Below are 13,383 nucleotides of genomic sequence, written 5' to 3' on the forward strand. Positions count from 1 at the left end.
ATTCGCACCATAAAGGTACACCACAATTTTACGCACTTTAGCTGAAGCAACTTCATGTAGCCTGTTAAAGTTTTGGCCGAAGGTTGGCAAGTATCAGCCCAACCAGGATAAGCGCACCGCTTATCAGGTGAATACGGGTTAACTCTTCGCCCAGTAACAAGAGCGCTTCAAAACTGCTGAACAGGGGAATCAGGTTGCCGAATAAGGCCGTACGTACTGCGCCAATTCGTTGGATAGCTCCGTTCCAGCACAGGAAGGCCAATACGGATGCGCCCAGGCCAAGGTAAAGGATAATAGCAGCCAACGCAGGAGTCCACTGAATGGGGGGCTGTACCCGATTTTCCCAGAACCAAAAGGGAAGCAGACAGATGGTTCCCAGTGAGAAGGCCAGGAACAAAAAGGCAACCGGTGAAAGGCGGTCGTTTTTCCGGCGTACGAGTAGGGTATAAATGGAAAAGGCGAAAGCGCCGGCAAGAATCCAGGCATCGCCTCTTCCAAAGCGAAGAGCGAGCAGGTTTTCCCAGCTTCCTTTCGACAATAAATAAAAAATACCCAGCAGGCAGGTAATTAATCCGGCTAAACGCAGCCAGGAAATCTTCTCTTTCAGAAAAAGACTTCCTAACAGAATTACCAAAATAGGCGAGCTGGTGGTACCAACCAATGCCATATTTATGGCGGTTGTATATTTCCCGGCTACGTATACCAAGGTATTAAACAGGCTTACTCCTGTTACCGCAATGGCAACATAATAGCCAGGATTTCCGGCTATTGCCTGCACCATTTCTTTTCTCGCTGACCAGGCAAATGGCAACAGGATCAAGCTCGCCGTTAACCACCGGTAAAAAGCCAAATTAACAGGCGGAATACTCGAATGAACAGACCTTGCCACGATAAAATTTCCGCTCCAGATTAAAGTAGCCGTGATAGCTAGTAAGATACCGATCCAAAACTTGGAACTAGCAGTTCGGTGATCAGGTAGCCCGGTTTCCATTAATGAGCAAAATCAAGTTCATAATTGCCTTTCATTCGCTCAATAGGCGGGTTATAATAACCAAATTTCAAGGCAGGAAACTCTTCCCTGATCAATTCCATTAATTGTTTAACCCCCATACATTCCCCGGTATCCGTAACCCCAATTTTGCCCAGGTACCAGTCTGGATCAATATTGAAATTTCTCCATTGAATCATACAAAGGTCGGTTTCCCGGATCAGTTTTCGGAGTGCTTCGTATTCGGCAATGCTGTCGGTCATGCCCGGGAAAACAAAATAGTTTATGGATGTCCAGCCGCCGTAGCTACGCATTACTTTAAGGCTTTCTACAATATCCTCAAAAACATAGTTATTAGGTCGGTAATAGGGCATATAAATTTCACTGCGGGCACTGTTGGTAGAAACCCGCATACTGTTCAAACCAGCTTCACACAAGGCTTTGACAGCATCCGGGCGCGATCCGTTGGTGTTGATATTGATACTGCCGTTGGGGGTATGTTTGCGGATTTCAAGAATGGCATCCCGGAGGGTATCCCAAACCAGTAGGGGTTCACCTTCACAGCCCTGTCCGAAACTGATAATGGGGTACGGGGCGGTTTGCAGGTGGGGTACGGTATATTCCACAATTTCCTCCGGGCTGGGTCTGAACGTCAGCCTGTCTTGCGTGGAAACAATTGCTTCTTCATCGGGTTGCAGGGAAATACATCCCACACAATTTGCATTACAGGCCGGGGAGGCGGGTACGGGGCATTCCCATCGGCCCATAAAATAGTTGCGGGCAGCGGGACAATGATAGGTATTGCAACAATTATCAGCCAGGTGTTTTACCAGGCGATTATGAGGGTAAGCCTGCACCAGTTGAGCAAGACCGGATTGTATGATAGCATCATCATAGCCCCGGCATTCCTGCCGTATATCTGCTTCAATACGAACTGCCGGCACAACAAACTCATCGTTCAACCAGCCTGCCGCGGTATAGCAAAAAAGCGGCAAGGTAGGCGCATCTGGCAGGGTTTCATAAGCCGCCAGGAATAAACCGGTATGGGCAGGCGGAATAAAGGCCGCCACCGCCCAGCCTTTTTCACAAAGCCGCATTTCACCTGTTTGCACGTCTATACCAATACCTCTTCTGCCAGGTAACTCGTACAGGTTGCCGCCATCAGGAAGTGTTATCCAGTCTTCATCCGGAACGGGATACACATCCCAGCCGCTTCTGCCCGTTGCATAGAGGGTTTCATCTTCGAAAATATTACCCTTACCATCGGAATAAAGGAGAAAAGGTGTAGTTGCCATCCGGCAAAGATAGAAAGATGCGGTTGATTTATTCGGCTTTGAGCTGTTGCCGGCAATAGTCGTTGAATTCGTCTTCCTCGCAATCATCCTCCTCATCATCAATTGTTTCCCGCTGTAACAGGCGGTTATTGGTGAAGTCCATCGTAAGCAGGTTGTCTTTTAATACGATGTTGGTGAAAGCAGACCAGCTATATTTTTTCCGGGGAAGGGTATTGAAAACGATTTCATTATTGGAGAAGCCGATTTCCAGGTCTTTTTTTGCCTGTTGTTCGAATAAACCCATTACCAGTAGTACAATGCTAAGCCAGGGGTAAAAAGGCATACCTGCCCAAACCAGCCCGGTTATCATCAGTACATAATTGTACCGGATACGCCATTTTTTGTTCAGTAACTGGATGATATTCCAGGTGGTAAGTGCTGCTACCACAATTCCTCCCAGTAATAAAAGCAGCGGACGTTCAGCGCTGGTAATATAGGTGTATAAAAATAACAGTGCAGAAACACCGCAAACCAGACTACTGAAACGGTCAATGGCAGCTCGTTGCTGGTTTTTTAATGTAACTACGTACTCGTAAATCATTGAAATGGATATAGAACTTATAGATTAGCCGAAGTCAGCAGGTTGCAGAGCTTATACAATACCCGGGCACCTACATTGGCATCCCAGTTATTATCACCAACACCTACTTCATTGAGGTCAAAGCCAATTATTTTTCGGCCGCTGTCAGCCAGTTTTTTAAACAGGTAAAAGACCTGTTCTGCTTCAAAACCACCAAATACGGGTGTACCGGTGTTCGGACAGTTTTTGGGATCCAAGCCGTCAATATCAAAACTGATATATACATGATCGGGCAGGCTGGCAACAATATCTTCGGTAATATTTTTCCAGCTATCGCCTTCGTACTGGCGGTGTTTGATATCCTTATCAAAAAAAGTGGTTATTTTTCCGTTGCTGCTACGTATATAATTCACTTCCTCATCGCAGTAATCACGTACACCTACCTGAACAAGACGGTTAACCGCCGGAATTTCTTCCAGCACATTGTACATAATGCTGGCATGGGAATAATTAAATCCTTCGTATTGTTTTCGCAGGTCGCAATGAGCATCTATCTGAAGAATGCCGAAATTCTTGTAGCGCTCTCCCAGTGCTTTGATGTATCCGAAAGGCGTGCTGTGATCGCCTCCCAAGAGGCCCACCAGTTTACCTTTTTCCAGTAATTCCCTGGTTTGTCCAAAAACCCAGTTATTCAGGAAATTACTGCCTTCATTGATTTCGCGAAGGGAGCGGCACATGAAGTTATTTTTCTGCACTTCGTCCCCATTGGAGATATAATCGATGTATAATTCGGCCTCTTTGCGGAGGTAATCACTTTTTAACAAAATTTTTTTATCGACATCGCGCATAAAAAACCCCTGTCTCCAGCAATCGTGGTAGTCGGCATCATAGAGGTCTACCTGCAGGCTTGCTTTGGCAATATTATCAGCAGCCCGGGCGGTACCGGCGCTGTAGCTTACGGTAACTTCCCACGGTACCGGCACTACGACCAGCCTGGCATCCAGTTCATCTGTAGGCAGACCAAACAGGTTATTATTGGGGTTGCCAAGACTATTGGCATCGTGTTGCGAAAGGTCCATGATTGAATCATTAAAACGGCCGCAAGTTACTGCAGTCCTGCATAGATGCAAAATTTAAACCATAGGTTGTATCCGTAAAGAATTGGCGCGGCAATCGCAAATTGGACTAACTTTGCGGCGTTAGACTTGCGAGTATGAAAAAAACACATATTATCATCCTGATTTTCATTGCAGTAGCAATTGCCGTACTGATTAGTTTTATGGGCGACCTTACTACCTATGATACCGTAGCGTCTGCCCGGCAGAAAGAAGGAAAATTTGTTCACCTGATTGCCAAACTGGATAAATCCCAACCCGTGGAATACGACCCCATTGCCAACCCCAATTACATGCGTTTTGTGGCAATCGATACTTTGGGGCATTCTACACCGGTAATCTATCATAACGCCAAGCCTACAGATTTCGAGAAAAGTGAGCGGCTGGTTTTAAAAGGTAGTATGAAAGCCGGAACTTTTGAATGTGATGAGATGTTAATGAAATGCCCGTCTAAATATAAAGACGATGTTGAAGCAAATAAGAACAACCTGAGCTCTAATTAATGTGGTTTTCTCATGAATTATATAGGTGAACATCTTTTGCCCGGGCAACTGGGCCATTTTTTTATTGTACTGGCCCTGGTATCCTCTCTGGTAGCGATGATTGCTTTCGCAAAGTCCACCAATTCAACAGATCCTTTACTGGAGCGTAGCTGGAGACGCATTGGTCGAATTGCATTCGGCATTGATGCATTTTCAGTATTGGCCATTTTTGGCTTATTATTCTACATAATTTCCACGCATAAATTTGAATATTATTACGCCTGGAACCATAGCAGCCGTGATATGAGCATGGAATACCTGCTTTGTTCCATCTGGGAAGGGCAGGAGGGAAGTTTCCTGCTTTGGTCCTTCTGGTACGGGGTCATTGGCGTATTTATGATTGCCCGCGGAACAAAGTGGGAAGCGCCTATTATGACAGTACTGGCTTTTGCACAGGTTTGCCTGGCCACCATGGTACTGGGTATGTATATTGGCGATACCATGATCGGCAGTAACCCCTTCCTGCTTGTACGTGAAAAATTTGCCGATGCGCCTGTTTTTTCCCGGGCAGACTATTTAAGCCTGCCCCAGATGCAGGACGGCCAGGGGCTGAACCAACTGCTCCAAAACTATTGGAATGTTATCCACCCGCCGATTTTATTCCTGGGCTTTGCTTCCACCATTCTTCCCTTTGCTTTTGCTATAGCGGGGCTGTGGAAAAAAGATTTCACCGGTTGGACCCGTATAGCGTTGCCTTATGCCTTGTTTTCAACCGGAATATTGGGTTTGGGTATTATGATGGGAGGTGCCTGGGCCTATGAATCGCTGACGTTTGCCGGTTACTGGGCATGGGATCCGGTAGAAAATGCTTCGCTGGTTCCCTGGCTGATTTTGGTGGCAGGCATTCACACGCAGGTGGTGTATAATGCCACCGGTCATTCTTTACGGGCCACCTACCTGTTTTTCCTGTTGGGTTTTATCATGATTTTGTTTTCCACTTTCCTAACCCGTAGTGGCGTATTAGGAGATAGCTCCGTGCATTCTTTCACTGACCTGGGAATGAATACACAGTTATTGCTGTTTTTATTAGTGTTTACGTTGCCTGGTCTGGCGCTGTTTGCCTACCGGTTTAAAGGCATACCTCATATTCCGAAAGAAGAAGAAACCTCATCGCGCGAGTTTTGGATGTTTATCGGCTCACTGGTGCTGTTTTTGAGTGCTGCTGTAATCACCTGGCAAAACTCTTTTAATCCCATCTACAATAAAATAACCGGTCAAAACACAGCTGCTCCGGAGGATATTGAGTTTTCCTATAATAAGATCCAGATTTTTGTAGCTATTGTGATCGGGGCGCTTACTGCGGTAGCACAGTACCTCAAATACAAAAAAACTGCTGGGGGCTGGCTTCGGAAAATTGCCGTACCAACTGCTATTGCGGCAGTAATTACGGTACTGTTTTTTGTTTTCAGCGGGTTAGAATACGATAAAAAAGGCATCGGTTTCCAGGCCGCTATTCACCTGGCCTTCTTTACCAGTGTATATGCCCTGGTAACCAATTTGGCCTATATCTGGATTGGTATTAACGGCAAACTCAAAGCTGCTGGTGGTTCTATTACCCATGTAGGCTTTGCACTTAGCCTGGTAGGTATCCTTATCTCTTCTTCTAATAAAAAAGTGTTGAGCTACAATACTACCGGTATTAACCTGAAATGGGATGAACGTTCAAAGGAAAAGCCACTGGAAAACCTAACCCTTATTAAAGGAGTACCTACTGATATGGGTAGCTATATGGCAACGTTTGTAAATGCCGATAGTGTAAATAAAAATGGTACGATCAGTTATTACCGGATTGATATGATGCGAAAGGATAGTTCGGAAAGTTTTTCTCTGTACCCCAATCTGATCAGAAACACCAAGGGAATGGAAGGCTTTTCGAATAATCCGGACTCCAAGCATTACCTGCATAAAGATATTTTCAGTTATATCACTTATGCGGCCGATATGGACAACCGCGACGATACAGCCCAGTTTAAAAAATACACGGTAAATGTGAAAGACACGGTTTACTACTCGAATGGGTTTTTCACCCTTAATGCTGTGGTACCCAATCCGAACAATAAAAAGTACCAGTTTCAGCCTACTGACACTGCTTTGATGGCGGATATCACCGTTTTTTCGAAAGAAGGTTCCCGCTATGCTGCACAGCCGGTTTTTTATGTGAAGGAAAATGAAGCCAGGTTTATGGTAGATACGGTATTTGCCCAGAATATTGCTATTGCTTTCAGCCGTGTACTGGAAAACCAGAAAATTGAATTGCAGGTGAAAGAAAGCAACCGGATGGTTCCCTTTGTTGCGTTAAAAGTGTATGAATTTCCCCATATCAACCTTTTATGGGCAGGGATCGTGATTATGACGATCGGGTTTGGCGTTAGTGCGGCCTATCGCAGTAGGCAGGGGCGTTTAAAAGCAGTCAACAAAATTTAGGAAAGCAGTAACAGCTAAATGGGTCACACTTGTGTCTTAGTGGGATTAATGATATATTAGTTGCGTATGATGAAAACTTCCCATAAGGCGGTTAAGCTACTCCTTCTCGCAGGGGTTGTGTTGCTGGGATTGATCGCCCATGGGCAAGCTCCTGTTCCATCGCCACTACAACCCCGCCAGCCGGCTCCTGTTCCCGGCCCCCTTCCTTACAATCCCAAATGGGGACCGAACGATACGATCATTGTTCCGATTTTTGTGCTGGAAGGCGATACCTTGCCGTCTGGCTGGTTACAATACGCTTATGTAACGGCTCCGATGCCACCTGCAATGCGGAAACGCTATGCCAAGTGGACAAGGCTAAGAAATGCGGTATATGTAACCTACCCCTATGCTAGAAAGGCAGGCATTATCATAAACGATATCAATGCTAAGATGGAGGGGATGTCAAAAAAAGAACGGAGAAAATACCTTGAATCCAGGGAAGAGGAATTAAAAAAAGAATTTTCCGGACCGCTTACCAAACTATCTGTATACCAGGGTAAAATACTAATGAAACTAATTAACCGGCAAACGGGCAACAATTGTTATACCCTGGTTAAAGAGTACAGGGGAGGAGTATCTGCCCGGTTCTGGCAAACGGTTGCTTTCTTTTTTGGATCCAGCCTGAAACAGCCTTATGACCCGGTAGAAGAAGACAAAGAAATAGAGCTGATCGTACAGGAAGTAGAAAGGATGTACCAATAAAGTAATACATCCTTCCTGAAATTATTTATTTGCCGCCTTTAAGTTCTTTTTGCCATTTTTTCAGCTCTTCCCATTTACCAGCTGCTGCAAGTTTGGCTTGCTTCGGCCAGGTGGCGGGATCATGTACATTGAACTTAGAGCCCGCAGCATCCAGTATAGTTTTGAGCTTTTTAGGTGTGGCTTTGGAAAGCTCCTGGAACCCGCTAATTCCGCCTGCCATCAATAATTCTGCAATTTTTTTACCGATACCTTCAATTTTAGTAAGGTCGTCTGGTTTGGCTGCTTTCGGAACGGCTGTTTCCGTTTCAACGCTGGTATCTGCTGCAGGTATTGCCTTTTTTTTGGAACTGATTTTTTTAGCGGGAACGGTGATTACACAATTATCAACATGGTAAACAGGATCAAAATTGTAATAATCGGCGTTGCCATCGTTTACCCAGCGGCCATCATTCAATAGGTAGCGGTATTGGTAGGTTTGACCCGGTTCAAGCGCTACGGTGGCTTTCAGGCTACCATCTTTCTGAACTTTTAAGCCAATTGCTTCACTGGGATTCCAATTATTAAAATCACCAACTAACATTGCCTCTGTGGCTTCTCCAACAATTTCAGGGCTCAGGGTAAAGGTTACTTTGGTTGACATGTTTTGCTTTTTTATTATTTATCCAACCATTAATACTATGCCAGAAGAATGGTAACCCCACCTGATACCTGCTATTTTCCACAGCCTGTGGAAAATTCGTTGCAGAATCCCTATTTTTAGAATCCAAATTTCTTAAAACAAGCAACAATGAACCGAAAATTACGAATGGGTATGATTGGCGGAGGCAATGATGCCTTTATAGGTGCCATCCATCGCCTGGCCGCCAATATGGATGGAAAAATTGAACTGGTATGTGGTGCACTTAGTATTAACAAAGATATTGCCATCGAAAGTGGGAAATCGCTGTTCCTGGCTCCGGAGCGTACCTATACCACCTACGAAGAAATGTTGGAAAAAGAAGCCTCTTTACCGGAGGATGTACGGATGGATTTTGTTACCATCGTAACACCCAATTTCGCACATTTTGCTCCTGCTATGATGGCATTGGATAAAGGTTTTCATGTGGTTATTGAAAAGCCGATTACACTTTCATTGGAAGAAGCTGTTGCACTGGATAAAAAAGTTAAAGAAACCGGACTGGTTCTCTGCCTTACACACACCTATACCGGGTATCCCCTGGTAAAAGAAGCCCGCCGGCTGGTTCAGGAAGGCAAAATCGGAAAACTGCGTAAGGTATATGTTGAATACCGGCAGGGCTGGTTAAGTAAACTGTCTGAAAGAGAAGGAAATGCGGGTGCAGCCTGGAGAACAGATGCAAAAAAATCAGGTAAAAGCGGTGTAATGGGGGATATTGGTACCCATGCGTTTAACCTTACGGAATATATCACTGGCCTGGAAGTTTCTGAACTTTGTTCCAACCTTAATATTGTGGTAGAAAACCGGGCGCTGGATGATGATGGGGCAGTTTTGCTGAAATTTAATTCCGGGGCTACCGGTGTATTGATGGCCACCCAGGTGGCCGCCGGCGAGGAAAACAACCTGGCCATTCGGATCTACGGAGAGCTAGGCGGACTAGAATGGCATCAGCAGGAGCCCAATTCCCTGTTGTTGAAATGGTATGATAAACCAATGGAAACCATCCGGGCAGGATCGGGTTACCTGAGCGATATTGCCCGTCATAATTGCCGCACCCCGGGTGGACACCCGGAGGGGTACCTGGAAGCGTTCGCTAATATCTACCGCAATTTCAGCCTAACCCTGGCAGCGAAAATAAACGGTACCACCGTTAATAGCGAAGTGGTTGAATTTCCCTCTGTAAAAGAAGGAATTCGCGGTATGGCATTTATCGAAAACGTGGTGAGAAGTAACGAGAGCGGCGAAAAATGGACAAAATTTGAATTGTAAAAAGGACTACAACTAAAAAAGACCGGCATTTTCCCGGTCTTTTTTTAGTTCCAGTTTATTACGACAGGCAATTTCATTACTGCTCATTTCCAAGTTTCTTCAGGATGCTGGTAGTACTAAAACCTTCTACGATCGGGTTAATGATAACCTGTCCGCCATTTTCCAGGATCTCACGGTGCCCTACCACCTGTTCAACCCGGTAATCACCTCCTTTAACCAGTACATCCGGCATCAGGGAGAGGATCAGTTCATACGGCGTATCTTCCTCAAAAAGTACCACCGCATCTACCATAATCAGGGAAGCCATCAGCATAGCCCTGGATTGCTGGTCGTTTATAGGGCGTTCAGGGCCTTTATTCAGCCGTTTAACAGAGCTGTCGGCATTAAGGCCTACAATCAGGATATCGCCTTCCTGTGCCGCCTGTGAAAGTGAATAGATATGTCCTTGGTGCAGAATATCAAAAACTCCGTTGGTGAAAACAATCCGTTTGTTCAGGAATTTCCACACCAATACCTGGCGTACCAGCTTTTCCCTGGTATAGATTTTCTGGTGTATGATATTTGCGTTTCGCATATAGCTGATGGTTAGGTTGTTTTTTTTCTGTTGAGCATGGGTAGTAATAGTAGAGAAGCGGCGCCTGCTACCAGGATCAGCAAAAACTGTGCAAGCCAGAGGATATAGCCAAATGCGTTACCGATCCCTTCGCTTAATCCATAGAGCGACATTGTTTCCTGTACCAGAATAGGGTAAGCACCCATTCCCCCCGGTGTTACAATCATTCCTACGCTGCCTAAAGATAAGACAGAAAAGGAGGGCAGCCATCCGTACATACTGGTAGGTTCCATAGCATAAAAACCGATCCGGATACTGGCCAGGTAAAGAAACCATATTAAAAAGGAGTGAAACAGGAACCAGCCCCTGTTTTTAAGGTGTCGGATGCTGTTAATTCCCTGCCAGATCCCCTGTAATACCAAACCGGTTTTTTTAACCAGGCCGCTATTGGCATATTTTTTTGCCAGCCACCAGCCCAGAAGCAACAACAACAGCATTATTCCCAGCCCGATATAAAGGCCCTTATTTCCTGCCTGTTCAGCCCCCCCATAGAGCAGTTTATTAATCATATCCCGCACATATGGCCCAATCGTAGAGAGCTGGGAGAAAAAAGTTATAGCAAAAACAAGCAGGAGGCAAACGAGGTCAAAAGCACGTTCTGCAACAATAGTTCCGATAAGTTTATCGGCCGGAACTTTTTCATACCTGCTAAGTATGGTACATTTTAATACCTCGCCTAACCTGGGTACACCCTGATTGGCAAAATAGCCGATCAAAACTGCCAGGTAGGTATTCAGGAGGGATGGTTTAAACCCCATTGGTTCCATCAGAATTCTCCAACGGATAGCCCTGCTCAGGTGGCTTACGAGCAAAGCTATTGCCACCGGAATAAGTAACCAGTAATTGGTTTCACGCATCGCTGTTTTCATTTCTTCCCAGTGCTGGTCAGAAATTTTGCTCAGGCTCCACCACACCAAAAAGATCGCCAGCCCCAGGAAAAATGCATATTGAAGCAGGCTGTTGATCTTCTTTTTCATACGGCAAATTTTACAACAAATTACCTTCTTTCGGGAAAATCACCCAGGGTTGGAAGGTTTTTGCTTCGTCAAAGTTCATGCGTGCGTAAGAAATAATTATTACGATATCGCCCACTGTGCCCTGGCGGGCTGCCGGACCATTTAAACAACAAACCCCGGATCCTCGTTTACCTTTGATAAGATAGGTTTCAATTCTTGACCCGGTATTTACATTAACTACCTGAATTTTTTCATGTTCAATCATATTGGCTGCATCCATCAGGTCCTCGTCCAGGGTAAGGCTGCCAACATAATGCAGGTTTGCTTCTGTAATAGTAAGGCGGTGTACTTTGGATTTTAGTATCTCGATGTCCATTTGGGTGTGTTTATTACAGTGAAAACGGATCGCAAGGTAGGCATTTTGTTTACTTTATGGAATGGATTAACATATTGTCAATTAACCGCACTCCTCCAATATAGGCAGCAGCCAAGGCTACCAGGGGCTCTTTGCCATCCCAGGTTTCTATCAGTTGCAGGGTGCGGGCATGGGCAAGGGCTACATAGTCTACCTTGAAACCAGCCGACTCCAGTTTTTGCTGAGCGTTCTGCAACAGGCCTTTAACGGATCCGGGTTGTACTTCGTTACGGATTGTTTCCAATACCTGCGAAATTAACCGGGCTGTTGACCGGTCTTCGGCCGATAGCCGTACATTCCTGCTGCTCATTGCCAGTCCATCTGCTTCCCGCAAAGTGCTACAGGTATGCAGTTTGGTGGTAATGCCGGTCAGGTTCAGTAACCTGTCTACCACCATACATTGCTGATAATCTTTCTGCCCCATGTAAAGGTGATCGGCATTCACCAGGTCGAGCAGGCGGTGCATTACCTGGCACACCCCCTGGAAATGGCCCGGCCGATAATGCCCTTCCAGGATGGTTTCCAGGAAACCGATCGCATAGGTGGGCAAATCCTGCGTGCCCTCCGGGTAAATTTCTCGGATGGATGGTAAAAATAATATATCTACGCCTGCCTGTTCCAATAACTCGATATCTTTTTCCAGGGTTACCGGATATTTTTCGAAATCAGCCGGATCATTGAATTGGGTAGGGTTCACAAAAATGCTGCAAACCACGGTACTGTTTTCTTTGCCAGCGGCTTCGAGTAAGGACAAATGCCCCTGGTGTAGGGCCCCCATTGTGGGAACAAAACCAATGCTGCCGCCTGCCTGCAGGAGGGTCTGAAGCTTGTGCCGGAGGCGGGCTGCCTGCTTAAAAAGGATCATGTAATGAGGGTTTTAGGCGGAAAAATACTACCTTTGCACACTATTTGAATGAAAAAACAGAAGGTTTTCACCAATAGTAACCGATCAAATGTCAACAAAGAAAAGAATTTTATTCATTGCTAACGAAATGTCGCCGTACCTGGAGCTGACAGAATTTTCTGAAATTGTGAACAGGCTGGCGATCAAATCAAACGACAATGGTTTTGAAGTACGTTGCATTATGCCAAGGTTTGGTACCATTAATGAACGTCGCCATCGGTTACATGAAGTGGTACGGTTATCCGGAATCAATGTTGCGGTAGACAATGATGATTTTCCGCTTCAAATCAAGGTAGCATCTTTACCCAACGCCCGTTTACAGGTATATTTTCTCGACAATGAAGACCTTTTCAAACGGAAGTTTGTTTTCCATGACGACCGGGAAGAATGGTTTGAAGATAATAGTCTGCGTACCATCTTTTTTTGCAAAGGCGCGCTTGAAACCGTAAAGAAATTCGGCTGGCCGCCAGACATTATTCACTGTAGTGGTTGGATGAGTGGTTTAATTCCCCTGTACCTGAAAACAGCGTATAAAAAAGAGCCGGTATTCAGTCATAGTAAGGTTGTTTATACGATCGGCCAGAATACCTTTAAAGAAAAGCTGGGAGCAGATTTTCTGAAGCAGGCTGCTATTCATGCCAATATCAAAGAAAAAGATATGGAGCCTTTTAAAGAGGCCAATAATATCGCCCTGTTCAAGGGAGGAGCCACCTATGCCGATGCAGTAACGTTTGGTGCAGAAAAAGTGGAGAAGAAACTGGCAGAGGAATTTGCGAAGGCAAAAGGTAAAAAAATACTGGCATACAATGCAGAATCTGATTTAACAGACTATTTACAACTGTATACCGACCTTGCCAAGTAAGTGGGCATTTCTACTATTTAA

14 protein-coding genes are annotated in these 13,383 nt (G+C 45.3%); 5 read left to right on the forward strand and 9 right to left on the reverse strand.

The genetic code is table 11. The features are described 5' to 3' along the window. Positions 1–64 precede the first annotated feature (64 nt). Genes A1D16_RS09555 through A1D16_RS09570 form a run of 4 tightly spaced genes read right to left on the reverse strand, consistent with a single transcriptional unit; the run spans position 65 to position 3,921 of the window. On the reverse strand, positions 65–991 hold the full coding sequence (locus A1D16_RS09555) for a DMT family transporter (protein ID WP_290709134.1): 927 nt from the start codon (positions 989–991) through the stop codon (positions 65–67). Further along, on the reverse strand, positions 991–2,283 hold the full coding sequence (locus tag A1D16_RS09560; protein ID WP_290709135.1) for a radical SAM protein: 1,293 nt from the start codon (positions 2,281–2,283) through the stop codon (positions 991–993). Before A1D16_RS09560 ends, A1D16_RS09555 begins: the two co-directional genes overlap by 1 nt. Positions 2,284–2,311: 28 nt before the next feature. Next, the gene (locus A1D16_RS09565) at positions 2,312–2,863 is read right to left on the reverse strand and encodes a hypothetical protein (RefSeq protein WP_290709136.1); all 552 of its coding nucleotides are present in this window, start codon (positions 2,861–2,863) and stop codon (positions 2,312–2,314) included. Positions 2,864–2,880: 17 nt separating this feature from the next. Next, entirely contained in the window at positions 2,881–3,921 is a 1,041-nt protein-coding gene (locus tag A1D16_RS09570) for an agmatinase family protein (protein ID WP_290709137.1), read from the reverse strand. 134 nt (positions 3,922–4,055) lie between these two features. Here A1D16_RS09570 and A1D16_RS09575 point away from each other — a divergent pair, with 134 nt between their 5' ends. The 3 genes from A1D16_RS09575 to A1D16_RS09585 all read left to right on the forward strand — a co-directional run bounded on the left by A1D16_RS09575 (position 4,056) and on the right by A1D16_RS09585 (position 7,667). Next, the gene (locus A1D16_RS09575; RefSeq protein ID WP_290709138.1) at positions 4,056–4,460 is read left to right on the forward strand and encodes a cytochrome c maturation protein CcmE; all 405 of its coding nucleotides are present in this window, start codon (positions 4,056–4,058) and stop codon (positions 4,458–4,460) included. A 12-nt stretch (positions 4,461–4,472) separates the two neighbouring features. Next, on the forward strand, positions 4,473–6,923 hold the full coding sequence (ccsA, locus tag A1D16_RS09580; RefSeq protein WP_290709139.1) for a cytochrome c biogenesis protein CcsA: 2,451 nt from the start codon (positions 4,473–4,475) through the stop codon (positions 6,921–6,923). Positions 6,924–6,989: 66 nt separating this feature from the next. Continuing rightward, positions 6,990–7,667: a DUF4294 domain-containing protein gene (locus A1D16_RS09585; RefSeq protein WP_290709140.1), complete on the forward strand. Its 678-nt coding sequence runs from the start codon at positions 6,990–6,992 to the stop codon at positions 7,665–7,667. Between the two features lie 25 nt (positions 7,668–7,692). Here A1D16_RS09585 and A1D16_RS09590 read toward each other — a convergent pair whose 3' ends face one another. Continuing rightward, positions 7,693–8,307 carry a DUF4332 domain-containing protein gene (locus A1D16_RS09590; protein WP_290709141.1) on the reverse strand — a complete coding sequence of 205 codons (615 nt, stop codon included), beginning with the start codon at positions 8,305–8,307 and terminating at the stop codon, positions 7,693–7,695. A 147-nt stretch (positions 8,308–8,454) separates the two neighbouring features. Between A1D16_RS09590 and A1D16_RS09595 the strand changes: the two genes are divergently transcribed. After that, the gene (locus A1D16_RS09595; protein WP_290709142.1) at positions 8,455–9,612 is read left to right on the forward strand and encodes a Gfo/Idh/MocA family oxidoreductase; all 1,158 of its coding nucleotides are present in this window, start codon (positions 8,455–8,457) and stop codon (positions 9,610–9,612) included. 76 nt (positions 9,613–9,688) lie between these two features. On the opposite strand, the gene rfaE2 is transcribed toward A1D16_RS09595, so the two are convergent. From rfaE2 to panC, 4 genes are read right to left on the reverse strand one after another with little or no spacing between them, the layout of a single operon-like run. After that, positions 9,689–10,186: a D-glycero-beta-D-manno-heptose 1-phosphate adenylyltransferase gene (rfaE2, locus tag A1D16_RS09600; RefSeq protein ID WP_290709143.1), complete on the reverse strand. Its 498-nt coding sequence runs from the start codon at positions 10,184–10,186 to the stop codon at positions 9,689–9,691. Between the two features lie 11 nt (positions 10,187–10,197). Then, on the reverse strand, positions 10,198–11,202 hold the full coding sequence (locus tag A1D16_RS09605) for a lysylphosphatidylglycerol synthase transmembrane domain-containing protein (protein WP_290709144.1): 1,005 nt from the start codon (positions 11,200–11,202) through the stop codon (positions 10,198–10,200). A 10-nt stretch (positions 11,203–11,212) separates the two neighbouring features. Continuing rightward, entirely contained in the window at positions 11,213–11,557 is a 345-nt protein-coding gene (gene panD, locus A1D16_RS09610) for an aspartate 1-decarboxylase (protein WP_290709145.1), read from the reverse strand. Between the two features lie 49 nt (positions 11,558–11,606). Further along, on the reverse strand, positions 11,607–12,461 hold the full coding sequence (panC, locus tag A1D16_RS09615; protein ID WP_290709146.1) for a pantoate--beta-alanine ligase: 855 nt from the start codon (positions 12,459–12,461) through the stop codon (positions 11,607–11,609). A gap of 88 nt (positions 12,462–12,549) precedes the next feature. Here panC and A1D16_RS09620 point away from each other — a divergent pair, with 88 nt between their 5' ends. Next, positions 12,550–13,362, forward strand: coding sequence for a glycogen/starch synthase (locus tag A1D16_RS09620; protein WP_290709147.1), 813 nt, complete (start codon positions 12,550–12,552; stop codon positions 13,360–13,362). Positions 13,363–13,383 lie beyond the last annotated feature (21 nt).

The organism is Flavihumibacter sp. CACIAM 22H1, from assembly GCF_001601815.1.
GTDB lineage: Bacteria > Bacteroidota > Bacteroidia > Chitinophagales > Chitinophagaceae > Flavihumibacter.

Excerpts from the sequence above, each read along its gene's own strand:
- A1D16_RS09555 (WP_290709134.1), bottom strand. The coding sequence starts at position 991 with ATGGAAACCGGGCTACCTGATCACCGAACTGCTAGTTCCAAGTTTTGG.
- A1D16_RS09560 (WP_290709135.1), bottom strand. The coding sequence starts at position 2,283 with ATGGCAACTACACCTTTTCTCCTTTATTCCGATGGTAAGGGTAATATT.
- A1D16_RS09565 (WP_290709136.1), bottom strand. The coding sequence starts at position 2,863 with ATGATTTACGAGTACGTAGTTACATTAAAAAACCAGCAACGAGCTGCC.
- A1D16_RS09570 (WP_290709137.1), bottom strand. The coding sequence starts at position 3,921 with ATGGACCTTTCGCAACACGATGCCAATAGTCTTGGCAACCCCAATAAT.
- A1D16_RS09575 (WP_290709138.1), top strand. The coding sequence starts at position 4,056 with ATGAAAAAAACACATATTATCATCCTGATTTTCATTGCAGTAGCAATT.
- ccsA (WP_290709139.1), top strand. The coding sequence starts at position 4,473 with ATGAATTATATAGGTGAACATCTTTTGCCCGGGCAACTGGGCCATTTT.
- A1D16_RS09585 (WP_290709140.1), top strand. The coding sequence starts at position 6,990 with ATGATGAAAACTTCCCATAAGGCGGTTAAGCTACTCCTTCTCGCAGGG.
- A1D16_RS09590 (WP_290709141.1), bottom strand. The coding sequence starts at position 8,307 with ATGTCAACCAAAGTAACCTTTACCCTGAGCCCTGAAATTGTTGGAGAA.
- A1D16_RS09595 (WP_290709142.1), top strand. The coding sequence starts at position 8,455 with ATGAACCGAAAATTACGAATGGGTATGATTGGCGGAGGCAATGATGCC.
- rfaE2 (WP_290709143.1), bottom strand. The coding sequence starts at position 10,186 with ATGCGAAACGCAAATATCATACACCAGAAAATCTATACCAGGGAAAAG.
- A1D16_RS09605 (WP_290709144.1), bottom strand. The coding sequence starts at position 11,202 with ATGAAAAAGAAGATCAACAGCCTGCTTCAATATGCATTTTTCCTGGGG.
- panD (WP_290709145.1), bottom strand. The coding sequence starts at position 11,557 with ATGGACATCGAGATACTAAAATCCAAAGTACACCGCCTTACTATTACA.
- panC (WP_290709146.1), bottom strand. The coding sequence starts at position 12,461 with ATGATCCTTTTTAAGCAGGCAGCCCGCCTCCGGCACAAGCTTCAGACC.
- A1D16_RS09620 (WP_290709147.1), top strand. The coding sequence starts at position 12,550 with ATGTCAACAAAGAAAAGAATTTTATTCATTGCTAACGAAATGTCGCCG.